The organism is Streptococcus sanguinis (genome assembly GCF_020729725.1).
In the GTDB taxonomy this organism is placed as follows: Bacteria; Bacillota; Bacilli; order Lactobacillales; family Streptococcaceae; genus Streptococcus; species Streptococcus sanguinis_V.
On sequence record NZ_JAJEPA010000015.1, the window covers coordinates 48968 to 66495 of the forward strand.

Below are 17528 nucleotides of genomic sequence, written 5' to 3' on the forward strand. Positions count from 1 at the left end.
GCTTCGACCGCACCTGATCTGGGTAATGCCAGCGTAGGAATCATACCGAAAATAGTGGTATTGTGCGCCTTTTCCATATATGGAAAAGGCTTTTTCTTTTATCATCTTTATCGATGGTGATATCTTGAAGAATTGCAGCGCTAAAAATGTAGGAAAGGAGAAAAATCGTTCTAATGAAAATACTACAAAGGCTGATGCGGCAGCAGATCGGTCTCTTAGGTATGCTGGGTGTCCTTGTCATCTGGCAGGTTATGGGTTGGCTCAAGCTCTTGCCCAAGTTTATCCTGCCGACACCTCTGGAAATCGGTCAGGCCTTTATCAGAGATGCTGGCTTTCTAGCAAGTCATAGCTGGGCGACCTTAAGAGTAGCCTTACTGGGTTTAGTCTTGGGTGTCATCTTGGCCTGTATACTTGCTATACTCATGGACAGCATGAGCTGGCTCAATGATCTGATTTATCCCATGATGGTCGTGGTGCAGACGATCCCGACCATTGCTTTAGCGCCAATTCTGGTTCTCTGGCTGGGTTATGGGATTTTGCCCAAGATTGTGCTGATTATTCTGACGACAACCTTTCCGATTATCGTCAGTATTCTGGATGGTTTTCGGCATTGTGACCGGGATACTCTGACTCTCTTTGAGCTTATGCAGGCCAATCGCTGGCAGATTCTCTGGCATTTTAAGATTCCAGCTAGTCTGCCCTATTTCTATGCGGGCTTGCGCGTCAGTGTTTCCTATGCCTTTATCACGACTGTGGTTTCTGAATGGCTGGGCGGTTTCGAAGGCTTGGGTGTCTATATGATTCAGTCCAAGAAACTTTTCCAGTACGATACCATGTTTGCCATTATCATATTGGTTTCGGTCATCAGCCTTCTGGGGATGAAGCTGGTGGCTGTCAGTGAAAAATATGTCATCAAGTGGAAATAGGAGCTCAGCTCTGCTATTTTCCAAATAAAGAAAAGAGGATAATGATGAAAAAAAGTTATAAAGTCTTGTTGGCAGGTTTGGCTGCCGTGTCAATCATTGGCCTAGCGGCCTGCGGTCAGTCGAAATCTACGTCTGAAAGCAAGGATAAAAAGATTGATTTTATCCTAGACTGGTCACCTAACACTAACCATACCGGCCTTTATGTGGCTCAGGAAAAGGGCTACTTCAAGGAAGCAGGCGTGGATGTGGATATCAAGTTGCCGCCTGAAGATAGCAGTTCGGATTTGATTATCAACGGCAAGGCACCTTTTGGTATTTACTTCCAGGACTCTATGGCTAAAAAATTGGATAAGGGCGCAGAAATTACAGCAGTGGCGGCCATTGTAGAGCATAATACCTCGGGCATTATTTCCAAAAAATCTGCAGGTATTACAAGTCCTAAGGATCTGGCTGGCAAGAAATATGGCACCTGGAATGATCCGGTGGAGCTGGGCATGCTCAAAACCTTGGTTGAAAGCCAAGGCGGTCAGTTTGATGAGGTAGAAAAAGTTCCTAACAACGATTCCAACTCCATTACTCCGATTGAAAATGGCTTGTTTGATGCAGCGTGGATTTATCATGGTTGGGATGGTATCATGGCACAGTCTCAGGGCATGGACACGAATTTCTTTTATATGAAGGACTATGTAAAGGAGTTTGACTATTATTCTCCAGTGATTATTGCCAATAATGACTATCTGAAGGAGAATCCAGATGAGGCAAAAAAGGTCCTGCAGGCTATCAAGAAGGGATATCAATATGCCATGGAGCACCCTGAAGAAGCAGCAGATATTTTAATCAAGCATGCGCCAGAGCTGAAAAACAAACGAGACTTTGTTTTGGCTTCTCAAAAATATTTGTCCGAGCAATATGCATCAGATAAGGACAAGTGGGGTCAGTTTGAGGCTAGCCGCTGGAATGCCTTTTACAAATGGGCCAAGGATAAGGGGATCGTGGACAATAACTTGAGTGACAAGGGATTTAGCAACGATTATATAAAATAATGACAGAAATTAAACTTGAAAATGTAAGCTATGCTTATGATGAGCAGCAGATTTTGAAAGATATCAGCCTACAGGTAGAAGCAGGCCAGGTCGTAGCAATTTTGGGGCCTAGTGGAGTCGGGAAAACGACCCTCTTTAATCTAATTGCTGGGATTTTGGAGGTCCAGTCGGGCAGGATTGTCCTAGATGGGCAGGAAAATCCCAAGGGCCGGGTGAGTTATATGCTGCAGAAAGACTTGCTGCTGGAGCACAAGACGGTGCTGGGCAATGTCATCTTGCCCCTGCTAATCCGAAAAGTATCCAAAAAGGAAGCGACGGAGCAGGCAAGTCAGATTTTGAAGGAGTTCGGGCTCTTTGATGTGGCAGACAAGTATCCACATGAGCTGAGCGGGGGGATGCGGCAGCGCGTGGCTCTGCTGCGGACCTATATGTTCGGTCACAAGCTATTTCTTCTAGACGAGGCCTTTAGTGCTCTGGATGAGTTGACCAAGATGGAGCTGCACGCTTGGTATCTGGATATTCATCATAGGCTGGGTCTGACGACCCTTCTCATTACTCATAGCATCGAGGAAGCTCTGGCTCTCAGCGACCGTATCTATGTTCTGAAAAATCGCCCTGGGCAAATCGTTGCAGATTTCCAACTGACTTGGTCAGACAGCGAGGATAAGGAATTGCAGAAGCTGCGATACAAGCAGGAGATTTTGAAGATTTTGGGAGTGTGAAATAGTTTCCTGAATTCCTTTGCTTTCAAGAAACAACTTCAATCAAGCCTTTTGGCTTGATTTTTTGTATGAGCCCCTTTACTTTTGACTTTATTCATGGTACAATAGCCTTTGTGTGAAATAGCAGCAGGAAAGCATGGAGCTCGTCAACAGAACATCAGCTATAAAAGTAGCCTTAGCTGTTTGGGCGAAAATGTTCTGCACGAATCAGGGCTTTCTAAGTGACTATTTCCTCAAAAATATTTTACAGGAGGACATTTTTATGTCACGTTATACAGGACCATCTTGGAAACAAGCTCGTCGTTTGGGTCTTTCTCTTACTGGTACAGGTAAAGAATTGGCTCGCCGTAACTATGTACCTGGTCAACATGGACCAAACAACCGCAGCAAATTGTCAGAATACGGTTTGCAATTGGCTGAAAAGCAAAAACTTCGTTTCACTTACGGTGTAGGTGAAAAACAATTCCGTAACTTGTTTGTTCAAGCTTCAAAAATCAAAGAAGGAATCCTTGGTTTCAACTTCATGCTTCTCTTGGAGCGTCGCTTGGATAACGTTGTTTACCGTCTTGGTCTTGCGACTACTCGTCGTCAAGCTCGTCAATTCGTAAACCATGGTCACATCCTTGTTGACGGCAAACGCGTTGATATCCCATCATACCGCGTAACTCCAGGTCAAGTGATCTCAGTTCGTGAGAAATCATTGAAAGTGCCTGCAATCCTTGAAGCTGTTGAAGCAACTCTTGGACGTCCAGCATTCGTATCATTTGATGCTGAAAAATTAGAAGGTTCATTGACTCGCCTTCCAGAGCGCGACGAAATCAACCCAGAAATTAACGAAGCACTTATCGTTGAATTCTACAACAAAATGCTTTAATTTGTATTTGTTCAGAAGTCGGTTTCCCGGCTTCTTTTTTATACTCTCAATGAACTAATAAACCTGATTCTAACTAAGAATAGGTCGAAAAGAGGCAGCTGTTTTTCAGAAATTTAGTGATTTCTTTCTGCTCCTATCCAATCAGGTGAGACACTTTGTAAAGATTTTTTCCAGCTTTTTTACGGAAGATTTGCTGAAATGGTGTATAATGGGGACAAGACAGAAACAGAAAATTGTATGAAAGGAGTAGCGATGAAGGTTCTAGTGACAGGAGCGACTGGCTTTCTAGGAAAGTATGTTGTTGAAGAGCTGGCTGAACAAGGCTATCAGGTGCGGGCTTTTGGTCGTAATCTGAAGGCTGGTCGGCAGTTAGAGGGTCCTTTAGTAGAGTTTTTTGCTGGTGATTTTACCAGAGAAGAAGAAATTTTTGCAGCCTGCGAAGGAGTGGATGCAGTGGTGCATGCTGGTGCTCTTTCAACGATTTGGGGACCCTGGGAGCAGTTTTATCAGACTAATGTAGTAGGAACCAAGCTGGTTATGGAAGCTTGCCGACATTTTGGAGTGCAAAGACTGGTCTATATTTCCTCCCCAAGTGTTTATGCTGCGGCGCGTGATCAACTCGCTATCAAAGAAGAGGCTGCTCCTCAGGAGAATGAGCTGAATTTCTATATCAAAAGCAAGCTCATGGCTGAGCGGATTGTCGGAAGTTATCCTCAAGTTCCATCGGTTATCTTGCGTCCTAGAGGGCTTTTTGGTATTGGAGATACCAGTATCTTTCCTAGGATTCTGCGCTTGAGCCAAAAATTGGCAATTCCACTCATCAGAAATGGCCAGCAAATGATGGACATGACCTGTGTGGAAAATGTGGCCTTGGCTGTTCGTCTGGCTTTGGAAATTCCAGAAGCGCAAGGACAAGTTTACAACATTACCAACGGAGAATCGCGTAGTTTCAAGGATATGCTGGATGAAGCTTTAGATGGTTTACAGGTTCGTAAACGTTATGTTAAGTTTCCTGCTGCTTTTCTAGGTCTTCTGGCGCAGGGATTTGAAAGCTTTTATCGCTTCTTTCATATTGAAAAAGAGCCGCCTCTGACTCTTTACACCTATTACTTAATGCGTTACAGTCAAACGCTGGATATATCAGCAGCAGTAAGGGATTTGGGCTATCAACCCAAGTTGACAATCAGTGAAGGGATTGCAAAATATGTCCAACATTATCGAGAAAATTGAGTATCTTCAGTCTGGGCGCTGCAGCAGTCACTTGCAGCAAATGTTTAAGGGAGTTGCTAAGAAAAAAATGATTTTTCCAGCTGGTGTTTTCCTCTTGAAGCATCGTGAGAAAGGCTATATTCTCTACGATACTGGCTATTCTCCAGCTATTCTGAAGCCCAACTTCAAATACTGGCTTTATGGTTTGGGAACACCTGTTGATATGTCAGAAGAGGAGCGTGTAGACCGGCTACTTGAGCAAAAAGGAATTGCACCAGAAGATATTTCTTATGTCATTTTGTCGCACTTACATCCAGATCACATCGGCGGAGCTGCTTTCTTTCCCAAGGCTCGCTTCATTCTGACCAAGACCGTCTTCAAAACGTATCAACATGCCAAGCTTAAGGATTTGATTTTCAAAGAATTTCTTCCGCAGGATTTTGAGAGTCGGTTGGAAGTGGTGGAACCTCAGCAGGTGCAAGAAGCATTCCTCTATCGCAAGACAGTCGACTTGTTTGGGGATGGCAGTATATATCTGGCCTCAGTTGATGGACATGCCGCTGGTCAAGCTTGTCTCTTTTTGCCAGATTATCATCTGTTTATCGGAGCTGATTTGTGCTGGGGCGTGGATCTGTTGTCTTATACGGAGCAGATGCGTTTCTTGCCGTCACTGATCCAAGATAGCAAGGAAGAATACATGGCCGGTGTGGCCTTGCTTCGGCAGTTGCTTGCTGTCGGTTATCAGGTACTAGTCAGTCATGATCCGGCTGAGAGAGCGGAGCAGATTTTGTATGAAACTAGGAACATTTCTAAAAACCTTTAGCGTCATGCGCTGGGGGTATCGATTTAAGGATCGACAGGCCTTGGAATGCTATCAAATCAAGGCTTTAGCAGCCTATCGGGAATTTCTGCAGCAGGAATCACCTTATTTTATATCAGGTATTCCAGCAGATTTTAAGATGAATAAGGCCTTCATGATGGAGCATTTCAATGAGCTCAATACTCAGGGACTGGATCGTGATGAGTTGCTAGCTTTGGCCCTAGAGAGTGAGCGGACACGTGATTTCAGTCCCATGATAGGAGAAATCGCTGTCGGCCTGTCTTCAGGAACATCTGGTCACCGAGGTTTATTTGTTACCACTGAAAAGGAGCGCAGTATGTGGGCGGCAGCCATCTTGGCCAAGATGCTGCCTAAAGGCAAACTCTTTGGACATAAAATAGCCTTCTTTCTTCGGGCAGATAACCAACTCTATCAGACTGTCAATTCAGGCTTGATTTCTCTGGAGTATTTTGATACTTTTCAGGGAGCCGAAGAGCACGTAGAGCGCTTGAATGCTTACCAGCCGACGATTTTGGTAGCGCCAGCATCAATGCTCTTGGAGCTGGCAAAACAAGTCCAGGCAGGAAATTTGCAGATTGCCCCTAGCAAAGTCGTGTCGGTGGCAGAGATTTTGGAAGATCCAGATCGGCAGAGGATTCAAGAAGGATTTGGTCTGAAAAAAGTGGACCAGGTCTACCAAGCGACTGAGGGCTTTCTAGCCTGCAGCTGTAGTTACGGGAATCTTCATCTAAACGAAGACATTGTCCATGTAGATAAGCACTACTTGGATGATAGGCGCTTTTACCCAATTATTACGGATTTCAAGCGGACTTCTCAGCCAATTTTTCAATATGAGCTGAATGATATCTTGGTGGAAAATCCTGAACCTTGCCCCTGCGGTTCGGTCTTTACACGGATTGATAGGATTGAGGGGCGTTCAGATGATATTTTCATTTTTGAAAATGCTGCAGGTCAGTCGGTGGAGGTCTTTCCAGACTTTATTCGCCGTTGTCTGCTCTTAGTTGATGGGATTGGAGAATATCAGGTAGCTCAGAAGCAGGACCATTCGCTGACCATTGCTATCGAACATCGTAGTCAGCAGCGAGAAGACGAGATTGTCCAGCAGTTTCAGAACTTAGCGACTGATAAAGACTTTCTTATGCCGGCTATTTCTTTTGAAGATTACCAGCGGGACAGAAGCCGTAAGTTGAAACGTATCTATCGGGCTTAAGAATGCTCCAAGTGGAAAAACATATGAATCAGAGGCTGAAGCGCTTTGGCAGTTTACCCAACTGTCAAGCAGTCTCAAGTCTGACAAGAAGGAGTTTAATATGACTGCAGTAAAGAATCATATAAAGATAGTTGGTTACGGTACGCATCTACCTAGAAATACCGTGACTTTTAAGGATCAGACTCGATATCGGGTGGTGGAAAATGAAGAAACCCAGCTTTCCATGGCGGTTAAGGCGATTGAAAAAGCCTTAGAGCAAGCGGGCTTGACAATCAAAGATATCGATTGTATCGTGTCAGCCAGTGCGGTGGGCGTTCAGCCTATTCCCTGCACTGCGGCCTTGATTCATGAGTTGGTAGCCAAGGGCTTGTCCATTCCAGCCATGGATATCAATACGACTTGCACCAGCTTTATCTCGGCTTTGAGTCTCATGTCTCATTTGTTGGAGGCTGGTGAGTATCATAGGATCCTCATCGTATCTAGTGAGGTTGGAAGCTTAGGGCTTAATCCCAATCAGAAAGAAAGTTTTGAGTTGTTCAGTGACGGAGCAGCAGCTTTGATTTTTGAAGCAACAGAGGAAGAAAGAGGGGTCATCTCCAGTCTGCAGCGGACGTGGTCTGAGGGAGCTCATGATACAGAGATTCGCGGTGGTTTGACATCTTTTCAGCCTAAGGAGTATTCGGATGCTACCAAGACTCACTACATGTTTGACATGAATGGTAAGAAGATTCTCTTGCTCTCTGCCAGAAAAATTCCAGAAATGTTTAAAGAATTTAAAGAAAAGAGTGGCCTCAGCCTATCTGACTTGGATTATATCATTCCGCATCAGGCGAGTCGTGCCCTGCCAATGGTCATGCGCAGCTTGGGTATTCCTGATGATAAATACCTTAATATTGTGCGAGACTATGGGAATATGGTGTCAGTAGCAGTGCCTTTTTCTCTCTGCTATGCTCTGGAGCGTAATCTAGTCAAGGAAGGGGACACCATCGCTCTGATGGGAACAGCAGCTGGTATGACAGTTAATATGCTGGCTATGAAACTATAATATAAGAAAAATAGGGTGTACAGAACCAAAAGAGGTTTTGTACACCCTGTTTAATTTTTCAAAATATGAAAATAGCTGGAACCCGTTGGGTTCCAGCAACTTCTTACAGCATTTTCAAAAGAAATTCTGCTATTTGTTCAGGACTTTCTTTTTTTCCTCTTGCAATCCACATTTGGCAGACACCAAAGAAGGCGTTGGCAAGAAAGACTCTGCTGTATTCTTTTTCAAAATGATTGTAAACACGTCTACTAAAACGGTCCTGCAGACTATCCGCCAGCATCACCTGCAGCTTATGGCGCAGAAAATTCTGAATCTCTTTCGTGCCGTTTTCTGTCAAAAGAGCAGCCAAGAGTGGCTCTAGCTGGAGGAACTGAAAGACCTCTGTAATCGCAGTTTGAACATCTTCTTGATTATTCTCAAAAATATATCCCAACTGATGAAAGAGGTTTTGCTGATAACGTTCAATCATATCGTACTTATCCTTGTAGTGAGTATAAAAACTACTACGGCTGATGCCAGCAGCTTGAGCTAGCTGGACAGTAGTGATATGGTCGAAGGACTGCTTATGCAGTAGTGAAACCATGGCTCTTTCAATAATAGCCTTGGTTTTTCGGCGTTTATTGCTTTCTAACATAAAATCTCCCTTTGAGGCTTAGCCTCAGTCTGCTCTTCAAGCGAATAGCCATCATAGCAAACTACTTTTTCTTTTTCTCCGTGTACTATTATATCAAATGTTTTTCCAGTGGAAAAGAGTTAAATTCCGGAATTAAGCATAGATAGTCAAAATTTTATCTGATTAGGCTTAGTCGACTGGTAAAATAATAAAGCCGAGGCTTAAAGTAAAGTCTCGGCTTTTGTTATGAACATTATTTAAAGTAGAGGTAGTCAGGGTCAGGAGTGACATAAAGTAGCTCGCCTTCCTGTGAGAAGATAATAGAAATTTGTTCATTTTTATAAGAGTATAGAATGTATTTGTTTTGCAACCTTGATGCTTGAGCAATATCAACTGCACCTGCTAAAAAGGCACGCGCTTGTTCAGTGCTTATTTTTTGCTCCTGAATCAGTCTTTTAAGATTTTCTAATTCTTTTCTTCAAGTGCTTTGCTTTCAGATGCGAGGTCGGTGCTTATTTTTTCTGGTTCGCCGAGAATACTTTTGACTTTTTCTTGGGTATATCCTTTAAATTGAGGAATTTGAACTTCAAAACCGCCAGATTCCTAGGATTAGTAATAAACCTTGGCATTGCCAGTCGCATAAATCTTATCATTCTAATATAATGCTGATTTTCTGTGTACCTACCTATGGGAAAATACCTTTTGTTTACAGATTATTCAGGGATTAAAGACAGTAGGGCGAACTTATTCCGCTTCTCTACAATCTTTTTAAACAAAATTAGACACGGTGTCCAATTTTTAAAGAATAAACTTGTAATAATTTTCGATTGGTGTATAATCAATTTTATCGAAATTTGGACACTGTGTATAATTTTAGGAGGTAGACATGTTAAGAGAATGGAAAGCTATTTTAAAAAAGCCGACTTTTATCATTGTGATGTTAGGAGTATCTTTGATTCCTGCCTTGTATAATGTTATTTTCTTGAGCTCCATGTGGGATCCGTATGGAAAGGTATCGGACTTGCCAGTGGCGGTCGTCAATCAGGATAAAGCTGTAACTACTAGTGGTAAGACTTTGTCTATAGGCGAGGATGTTGTTTCCAGCCTCAAGGAAAATAAAAATCTGGATTTTCACTTCGTCAGCAAAGAAGACGCTCAAGCTGGTCTGGAAAAGGGTGATTACTACATGGTTGTGACGCTTCCAAGTGATTTATCTGAACGTGCAGCCAGTATTTTGACCGATAATCCTCAGCAAATGAAGATTGACTATCAAACGTCTAGCGGCCACAGTTTTATTGCTGGTAAGATGAGTGATTCAGCCATGGCTTCTTTGAAGCAGACGGTGGCGCAAAATGTGACGGATACTTATACAAGCGCCATATTTAAGAATATGGGAGATCTAAAAACGGGATTGGTTAAGGCATCTGATGGTGCTCAGCAATTAGCATCTGGCAGCCAACAGCTAGGTTCAGGCAGTCAGACAATTGTGGATAACTTAAGAACTCTGAATCAAGCCACGAGCAAATTATCGTCCGGTGCAGCTCAATTTAACACAGGACTACAGACTTATACTGGGAGTGTTGCACAAGTATCGTCTGGGCTGGGTAGTTTGTCAAATGGGATAAACACTTATGCTAATGGTGTAAGTACTGTGGCCGCAGGTGCAAATCAGCTGTCGGGTCGATCAGCAGACTTATTGGGAGGAGTCCAACAGCTCACCCAGTCAGGAGATGGAGTTCAGGCCTTATCAACAGGTGTGACAAATCTGAATACTGGCTTGGCTACATTAAAGTCATCGGTAGATACCACCTTAGCTAACAACCAGCAAAATGTGAGTGATTTAGCAAATGGTTTGACACAGTTGAATGCTAGTATTCAAGCTGCAGCAAGTGACTCAGCAGTGTCGACAGACAGCATTGAAGCTTCACTGACTAGCATAGCAGCATCCGCTCAAGCCATTATCAATAATAATCAAGACGCCAAGGCCGCAGCTTTGGCAAGTGTCCAAGGGACCAGCGCTTATCAAGGACTTTCTAGTGAGGCTAAGGCTGAGATTGACGCAGCAGTCGGTGCTAGTCAAGCAGGAAGTGATCAATCTGCTCAGGCAATTTTATCAGAAGTTGATACGATGAGGGCTTCTCTTGAAACGATAAAAGGCGCTAGTCAAACAAAACTTAGTCAGTTAGAAGGTGCATCAAATCAAGTTCTGCCACAGGCAGCTAGCATGATCAATGGCCTTTATAATGGCTTATCAACAGTGAGTACTAGCCTCGGTTCAGCAAGTGGAGGAGCCAATCAACTAGTCGCAGGTGTAGATACCTTAAATGAAAAACTAACGACTGGCGCGACGCAATTGGAACAAGGAGTGACAAGTTATACCAATGCAGTAGGTCAGCTATCTGAGGGGACATCAGCTTTGGCAAGTAAGAATCCTGCTTTACTAGCAAATACCACAAAATTAGCAAACGGGGCAGCCCAATTAACAGATAAATCGCCAGAATTGACCTCTAGTTTCGGGAAATTAGCAGATGGGACCAATCAATTAGTGAGCGGAACAGGGAAGCTGGCTGATGGCAGCAGTGCTTTAACAGATAATCTCTCTAAACTTACTGTGGGAACGAGCGATTTGTCCAATGGACTCGCGGATGCAGGTGATAAATTGTCAACTGTTTCTACCAAGGAAGACAATGCAAAAACTCTAGCAGATCCTCTGACGTTGAGCAAGACAGATGAGAATAGGGTAGAAAAAAACGGAATTGGGATGGCGCCATATATGATTTCAGTAGCTTTATTTGTGGCAGCTATTTCAACCAATATCATCTTTAGCACACTTCCATCGGGTCAAGAACCTAAGACGAAACGAGACTGGCTGAAGGCCCGTATAGAGGTAAATGGAGTCATTTCTGTCGTGGCGGGTGTTTTGGTCTATGGTGCTGTGCACTTGATAGGCCTATCTGCTAACCATGAGTGGGCAACCCTTGGTTTGATTGTCCTAGCCAGCATGACCTTTATGGCTCTTGTGACGGCTTTGGTTACTTGGGATAGCAAGCTCGGCGCCTTTGCTTCCCTGATTCTCTTGCTCTTACAGCTGGCTTCTAGTGCAGGAACCTATCCGCTGGAACTGACTAGTAAGATTTTCCAAGTTATCAACCCTTGGCTGCCAATGAGCTATTCTGTATCGGGCTTACGCCAAACGATTTCTATGAACGGCCAAATAGGTAGTCAGGTACTCTTCCTTGCTTTTGTTTTAGTTCTTTTCATGGCACTCGGTACTCTGGTCTATCGAACAGATAAAAAACAGCTAGCTTAGGGTTCGTACTTTTATGAATCTGTAAAAATGTAGATGAAAAGTCTATCTGTAATTCTTTTAGTTTTTATCTAATCAACATCTCCTGAAAAGGGAGATGTTTTGTTTTCTTTAAGTTTTCTTTATCTTTCTTTTAAGTTTTCATCTTTAAAATTGCATTACATTCAAGAAAGATAGAGAGGTGAGAAGCCCATGGCAGAAAAATTTTTTCAACATCATTTTCAGCGCTTTGAAACCAAATACATCATTTCCAAGGAAACCTTATTGGATTTATTGCTAGAGTTTGAAGGACATCTGGTGGAGGATGAGCGAGCTTATTCGACTATTAACAATCTCTATTATGATACGCCATCTTATCAGCTTATTCGTGAGTCCTTGGAAAATCCTTGCTTTGATGAGAAGGTGCGTTTGCGGACTTATCAAGAGCATCCGACCGAAGATAGTCAAGTCTTTTTGGAAATCAAGAAAAAGACGGAGAATCTGGTCACCAAACGCCGGCTTGCAGCAGATTTGCTGACAGCGGAAGCCTATCTGGACGGTGATTATAGTCAGCTGACTGACCTTCAGATAGATAAGGAAATGGACTGGCTGACCCAGCATTTTGGCCATATTCAGCCTATGATGTATATCGGCTATAATCGTTATTCTATGAAAGGGATTGAGGATGAGCGGATTCGGATTACCTTTGATCACGACCTGACCTACCGTCCTTATGATCTGAGTCTCTTGGCTGGTCGCCATGGAGATTATCTCTTGCCAGCCAATCATGTCATTATGGAAGTTAAGATTCCAGAAGCTTGTCCGCTATGGCTGAGCGAGATCATGGATCGCTACCAGCTGTCTCCGAGCTCTTTCTCCAAATACGGCTTTGCTTATAAAAAAGCAAACTGTATCAGCAGCAAATAAAAAAGATAGGAAAAGAAAAATGAAACAATCAAAATCAACTCTTAAAAAAATTAAATTGATGATTCCACTGGTCTTGATGACAGCGGTGCTAGGAGCATGCAGCGCAAACGCCAGCAGCTCTACAGCTTCAAGTAGCACCCAGGCTGCTAACGCTACAAGCACCAGTCAGACCAAGACCAATACTTCTGATTACTTTGCCTCAGAGGACTCAGACGCTTCTTATGATGAGTCTAAGGCGACGACTATCAGCTTGAGTGGATCCAGTGCCAAGGCCTCTGGTGACGGGGCTAGTGTCTCCGGCTCGACTGTGACAATCTCAAAGGCTGGAACCTATGTCGTTTCTGGAACGAGTGAAAATGTGCAGATTGTTGTCAAAGCAGGTGATAGCGACAAGGTCCAAATCGTCCTAAATGGTGTAACCATGAGCGGGACAGACGCAGCTATTCTAGTAGAAAATGCGGGTAAAACAAGCCTGACTCTGGCTGACGGCAGCCAAAACACAATCTCAGACTCATCAAATCACAGTAATACGGATGCAGATGCAGCTATCTATAGTAACTCTGACCTGACTCTCAATGGCTCTGGAAGTCTGACAGTTGATGGCAAGTATGAAACAGCGATTAAGTCTGAGCAGACCTTGCGGGTGACAGGTGGCACTTATACGCTCAAGGCAGCTAAGAATGGTCTGTCAGCTGCTTCAGCTATTAATATCAAGGACGCTACTATCGATATCACAGCGACAGAAGATGCCATCCATGCAGACAATGATGATGATACTTCTCTGGGAAATCTCTATATCCAGTCCGGCACCATCACGATTAATGCTGGTGATGATGGTCTACACGCTAGCAATATCGCTTTGATTGATGGTGGAACGGTTACAGTTTCCAAGAGTGTAGAAGCTCTGGAAGGAACCAATGTTACCATTAACGGAGGCAAGCTGGACCTTTATGCGACAGATGATGGTATCAATGCAGCTAGTGATGTAACTGGAGCTGATATCTTTATCAAGATTACTGGTGGCGATATCAAGGTCGAGGTCGGTGAAGGCGATACAGACGCTATCGACTCCAACGGCGATGTCATTATGTCAGGAGGAAACTTGGATATTACTTCTACGGTATCTGCCTTTGACTTTGATGGAACGGCTACCTACACTGGCGGTACCATCACGGTCAATGGTGAAAGCCGAACAGAAATCACGGCAGACGGACCTGGCGCTGGTGGACCTGGTGGCGGCGGTGCCCCAGGCGGCCAAGGAGGTTTTGGTGGACGATAAGAAAGCCAGCAAGATAACAATGAAATAGTGCCTAATGAAAAAGAAGAATCCTCATTCCAGCTGGAATGAGGATTTCTTGCTATTCATCAATTCTGATAGATAATTTTTCCGTATCCACGGTCACTTGAGCACCGATGGTAATGGTAAAGAGTGGCTGAGTATGGGCAAAGTCCAAGTCATAGAGGACGGGAATCGTCTTTAGAATTGGATGTTTATCCAAGATATAAAGGAGCAGCTCCTCTGTCATCTGGCATTCTTTTGGAAAGCGGCCGATGAGAAGAGCCTGCGGGTTAGGATAGGCCTGAAGGAGAGCAGCTAGATTGCGGTCAAACTCCACATAATCATCTTCCTCGGCCTCTTCAACAAAGAGGATATAGTTCTCATCTGTCGGGGCATAGGGTGTTCCACGCAGAAGCGAGAAAGTGGAAAGATTGCCGCCGATAGCAGTGGCTTGGGCTTGCCCGTGGTGATAAACTTTCCACTCCGTTTCATGGAAGGTCAGTGGCGCATCAGGCAGATACCAAGCATTGTCGCCCCATTTTTCACTAGGAGTCAATTCATAAGAAGTCTGGCTGACAGCCTTGAGCCAGCTCTCGGTTTGATAGTCCTGCAGGGCATCCATCTTAAAGCTGGAGTAGGACGGTCCCATGTAGGTTTTCATGCCGGTCTTTCTATAGATAGCGCTGAGCAAGGCTGTCGTGTCTGAGTAGCCGCAGAAAATCTTAGGATTTCTAGCAATCAACTCAAAGTCCAGATAGGGCAGGAGCTCATTGCAGTTGAAACCGCCGATGGTAGCCAGAATGGCATCAACGGACTCATCTGCGAAGGCAGCATGGATGTCTGCCACTCGGCTTTCGATGGAGGCAGAGCCTAGTATATCATTTTCCAGATAATGCTCCGAAAAAGACACGGTAAATCCTAGCTTTTCCAAGCGCTCCTTGGCGGCTAGATTGGCCTCAAAGCCACCGATGTGTTCAATTGACGCTGAGGGGCTGACAACCCGAATGTGCATACCAGGTACGAGTTTTTTCATAGGGACCTCCTTATGATAAATTTTTATAGAATATCATAGCACAAAGGCCAAGGTCTGTAAAGGAATCTTAGGGCAGTGCGGGAATTTTTATCAAAAAAGGGAGCCGCTGAGGACTCCCTGATTGTATATATTCATTTCTATGATTTATTCGCTGAGTTTGATGCTGCCGGATTGATTGTTGACGGTTAGGTCAATGGCGGCGTTATCAATCTTACGGGTGGCTGAGCCGCCGATTGCATCATCATTCTTACCGTAATTCACCTGTATATCATCAGGGAGGCTGATGTCGCCCAGCTCTGTTTTCAGATCAAAGGATAGCTGAGACAGGCTGCCGGACACTAGGTTCAGGTTGACATCTCCCAGTTGGTCGGTGATAGTGATTTTTCCAGCCAGCTCCAGCTGTTCGGAGTTCAGTGACCCGCTTGAGACTGACAGGCTGCTGTCGGAGATTTTGCTGGTGTTTGCACGGATGTCGCCCAAATCGGTGCTAATCTCGCCGGAAGAGAACTGACTGTTGTTCAGGCTGATGCTGCCTGAAGACAAGCTGAGCTTGCCAGAGCCAATTTGACTGTTATTAAGGGTGATATCTCCTAGTGAATTGCTGATTTTGCCAGAGGTGAATTGGCTGTCATTAACAGTCAGGCTGCCATTGGACAGGGAGAAGTCAGCGTCTTTGACCGACAGATTGGAGAGGGTCACATCGCCCAGAGATGCATTGCCGGTGAATGTCTCCAGATTGGTGCCCTTAGGCAGGGACAGCTGAATGGTACGCTTCTCCTGAGATTCTTGGTCAAATAAGCTGAGTAAGGAGCGGATGCCAGTGCTTATCCGGATGCCAGTGCTTATAAAGAAAGACTTTTTGCTGTCTTCCTTGATGTTTAAGGAGCCGTTTTCATCAGTTGCCGTGATTTTTCCCAGCGCTTTGCCGTCAATCTCATAATTGCTGTCGCTTTGATAATAGGTCAGATGGGCCTTGTCATCAGGAGATTGACTGATGACGAGATTTCTGGCTGCCAGGTCAATATTGAGGGAAGAAATGTCAGAGAAGCTTTTTTCTTCCTTGGTTAGCTTTAGCTCGCTATTGGCAGAATGAATCAAGTCGTTGACACCGCCTGTAACGGAGCCGATGGCTGTCAAGGCTCCGCCAAAGAGACAGGCTAGAACAGCTGCAGATAAGAGAGATTTTTTCCAGTTGATATTAGCCATGACGAACTCCTTTCTTTGCAAACAGTTGGGCTAGTTTGACAAATCCATTCCTGCCAAACTGAGAAATCGGAGAAATGCCTGAGTAGAAGATACCGGACAGTCCCAGGGATAGGACGCTGAAGCCCAGGATGAACAGGAAGGCTGGGACAGAGGTTGTCAGTCCCAGTGTCAGAGCGTCCCAGATCAGACTGATGCCGAAAATAAAGCAGGCAAAGGAAGCTACAGCCATGACCAGAGCAAGGATGAAAATCAGGAGGAAGAATACAAAGGTCAAAATTGCGGCCACTATAAAAAGCGGAATAGCCAAAGGTGCCGCCAAAATGGACAGGATGGCAATCTGGACGATGCTTTTCGTGCTTTTTGGGGTATTGCTGTCTTGATTGTCTTCTTCTACCTTTTTATCCAAAAGATTCAGCATAATCTCATGGGCTGCTTCCTTGGGGCTGCCTAGGTCGGCCATAGCCGCTGCTTCCCCTTCTGGTCCTACCTCGTCAAAGTACTCGACGAAGTAGTCCATAGTCTCTTGGTAGTCTTTGCGTGGCAGTTTTTTTAGATATTTTTCTAGCTCAGCTAGATACTCGGTTCTTGTCATGGCGGATGCTCCCTTCTATGATGCCGCTGATGGTCATGGTATAAGTTTGCCACTCTTCTTTTAGAGTGAGTAGATGTTCGTGCCCGTAGGCAGTGAGTGAATAGTATTTTCGTTTTCGTCCTTGGTACTCCTGCGAATAAGTCGTGAGGCAGTCATTTTGCTCCAGCTTCTTCAGAATAGGGTAAAGTGTTGATTCTTTGATATTAGCAATCAGCTTGATTGTCTGGCTGATTTCATAACCGTAGGAATCGTCTTTTTCAAGGATGGCTAAGATGAGAAACTCAATCAAAGCCGATGATGTGGGGAAAGACATAGGACCACCTCCTTGTGTAAAATATTTATATATAATCCTTCTATATATAGTCTATAACCTCTTAGGAAAAAAGTCAAGCAAAATATATAAAATTTTTATATATTTTTTGAAAAAGTCTTTTAATGGCTGTTTATAAGGCACATCAAAGTACCTTTCTTCCTTACAAGAACTTTACATCTTCCTTAGCTTTTGTGTTGAAAACATCTTCCATAAAATGGTAAAATGGTGTAAGTCTAACTAAAAATATAAGAGAGATCAATGAAAAAACATCAAACCCTATATAAATTTTTGGGCCAAACCCTACTATATTTTGTTATCTTTCTGGCCTTGCTTTATTTCTTTAGCTATCTGGGTCAGGGTCAGGGTGGCTTTATCTATAATGAATTTTAATGTGAGAGAGTAGGAAACA

The 17528-nt window shown here is 44.1% G+C and carries 17 protein-coding genes and 1 pseudogene; 12 read left to right on the forward strand and 6 right to left on the reverse strand.

The genetic code is table 11. The annotated features are described in order from the left end of the window. Window positions 1-173 precede the first annotated feature (173 nt). From K4I03_RS09330 to K4I03_RS09365, 8 genes are all read left to right on the forward strand, one after another. Window positions 174-926: an ABC transporter permease gene (locus tag K4I03_RS09330; RefSeq protein ID WP_023917136.1), complete on the forward strand. Its 753-nt coding sequence runs from the start codon at window positions 174-176 to the stop codon at window positions 924-926. 44 nt (window positions 927-970) lie between these two features. Next, window positions 971-1969: an ABC transporter substrate-binding protein gene (locus tag K4I03_RS09335; protein ID WP_227964989.1), complete on the forward strand. Its 999-nt coding sequence runs from the start codon at window positions 971-973 to the stop codon at window positions 1967-1969. Beyond that, on the forward strand, window positions 1969-2691 hold the full coding sequence (locus K4I03_RS09340) for an ABC transporter ATP-binding protein (protein WP_227964990.1): 723 nt from the start codon (window positions 1969-1971) through the stop codon (window positions 2689-2691). The genes K4I03_RS09335 and K4I03_RS09340 overlap by 1 nt, the downstream gene beginning before the upstream one ends. A 262-nt stretch (window positions 2692-2953) precedes the next feature. Beyond that, window positions 2954-3565: a 30S ribosomal protein S4 gene (gene rpsD, locus K4I03_RS09345; RefSeq protein ID WP_002899562.1), complete on the forward strand. Its 612-nt coding sequence runs from the start codon at window positions 2954-2956 to the stop codon at window positions 3563-3565. A gap of 198 nt (window positions 3566-3763) precedes the next feature. Next, complete coding sequence (locus K4I03_RS09350) at window positions 3764-4795, forward strand: NAD-dependent epimerase/dehydratase family protein (RefSeq protein WP_227964991.1); 1032 nt, start codon at window positions 3764-3766, stop codon at window positions 4793-4795. Beyond that, the gene (locus K4I03_RS09355; protein ID WP_227964992.1) at window positions 4770-5597 is read left to right on the forward strand and encodes an MBL fold metallo-hydrolase; all 828 of its coding nucleotides are present in this window, start codon (window positions 4770-4772) and stop codon (window positions 5595-5597) included. Before K4I03_RS09350 ends, K4I03_RS09355 begins: the two co-directional genes overlap by 26 nt. Next, entirely contained in the window at window positions 5566-6825 is a 1260-nt protein-coding gene (locus K4I03_RS09360) for a F390 synthetase-related protein (protein WP_227964993.1), read from the forward strand. Before K4I03_RS09355 ends, K4I03_RS09360 begins: the two co-directional genes overlap by 32 nt. Then, window positions 6815-7870, forward strand: a complete 1056-nt coding sequence (locus K4I03_RS09365) for a 3-oxoacyl-[acyl-carrier-protein] synthase III C-terminal domain-containing protein (protein ID WP_227965093.1) — start codon at window positions 6815-6817, stop codon at window positions 7868-7870. Before K4I03_RS09360 ends, K4I03_RS09365 begins: the two co-directional genes overlap by 11 nt. A gap of 103 nt (window positions 7871-7973) precedes the next feature. Here K4I03_RS09365 and K4I03_RS09370 read toward each other — a convergent pair whose 3' ends face one another. Both K4I03_RS09370 and K4I03_RS12650 read right to left on the reverse strand, forming a co-directional pair. Next, the gene (locus K4I03_RS09370; protein ID WP_002894223.1) at window positions 7974-8504 is read right to left on the reverse strand and encodes a TetR/AcrR family transcriptional regulator; all 531 of its coding nucleotides are present in this window, start codon (window positions 8502-8504) and stop codon (window positions 7974-7976) included. Between the two features lie 232 nt (window positions 8505-8736). After that, a pseudogene (locus tag K4I03_RS12650) lies at window positions 8737-9062 on the reverse strand (DUF4947 domain-containing protein). Window positions 9063-9369: 307 nt separating this feature from the next. On the opposite strand from K4I03_RS12650, the gene K4I03_RS09380 reads away from it, so the two are divergent. The 3 genes from K4I03_RS09380 to K4I03_RS09390 all read left to right on the forward strand — a co-directional run bounded on the left by K4I03_RS09380 (window position 9370) and on the right by K4I03_RS09390 (window position 13975). Further along, entirely contained in the window at window positions 9370-11793 is a 2424-nt protein-coding gene (locus K4I03_RS09380; protein WP_227964994.1) for a YhgE/Pip domain-containing protein, read from the forward strand. A gap of 189 nt (window positions 11794-11982) precedes the next feature. Continuing rightward, the gene (locus K4I03_RS09385) at window positions 11983-12696 is read left to right on the forward strand and encodes a polyphosphate polymerase domain-containing protein (RefSeq protein WP_227964996.1); all 714 of its coding nucleotides are present in this window, start codon (window positions 11983-11985) and stop codon (window positions 12694-12696) included. A gap of 19 nt (window positions 12697-12715) precedes the next feature. Next, window positions 12716-13975, forward strand: coding sequence for a carbohydrate-binding domain-containing protein (locus K4I03_RS09390; protein ID WP_227964998.1), 1260 nt, complete (start codon window positions 12716-12718; stop codon window positions 13973-13975). A gap of 79 nt (window positions 13976-14054) precedes the next feature. Here the strand turns inward: K4I03_RS09390 and K4I03_RS09395 are convergent, their stop codons facing one another. From K4I03_RS09395 to K4I03_RS09410, 4 genes are all read right to left on the reverse strand, one after another. Then, window positions 14055-15008: a S66 family peptidase gene (locus K4I03_RS09395; RefSeq protein ID WP_227965000.1), complete on the reverse strand. Its 954-nt coding sequence runs from the start codon at window positions 15006-15008 to the stop codon at window positions 14055-14057. A gap of 144 nt (window positions 15009-15152) precedes the next feature. Beyond that, window positions 15153-16214 (reverse strand): DUF4097 family beta strand repeat-containing protein, encoded by a 1062-nt coding sequence (locus K4I03_RS09400; RefSeq protein WP_227965002.1) that lies wholly within the window; start codon window positions 16212-16214, stop codon window positions 15153-15155. Continuing rightward, complete coding sequence (locus tag K4I03_RS09405; RefSeq protein WP_128835164.1) at window positions 16207-16806, reverse strand: DUF1700 domain-containing protein; 600 nt, start codon at window positions 16804-16806, stop codon at window positions 16207-16209. The genes K4I03_RS09400 and K4I03_RS09405 overlap by 8 nt, the downstream gene beginning before the upstream one ends. After that, window positions 16781-17119, reverse strand: a complete 339-nt coding sequence (locus tag K4I03_RS09410) for a PadR family transcriptional regulator (RefSeq protein ID WP_002899377.1) — start codon at window positions 17117-17119, stop codon at window positions 16781-16783. Before K4I03_RS09410 ends, K4I03_RS09405 begins: the two co-directional genes overlap by 26 nt. Before the next feature lie 258 nt (window positions 17120-17377). Between K4I03_RS09410 and K4I03_RS09415 the strand changes: the two genes are divergently transcribed. After that, window positions 17378-17509 (forward strand): teichoic acid D-Ala incorporation-associated protein DltX, encoded by a 132-nt coding sequence (locus K4I03_RS09415; RefSeq protein WP_002894209.1) that lies wholly within the window; start codon window positions 17378-17380, stop codon window positions 17507-17509. Window positions 17510-17528 lie beyond the last annotated feature (19 nt).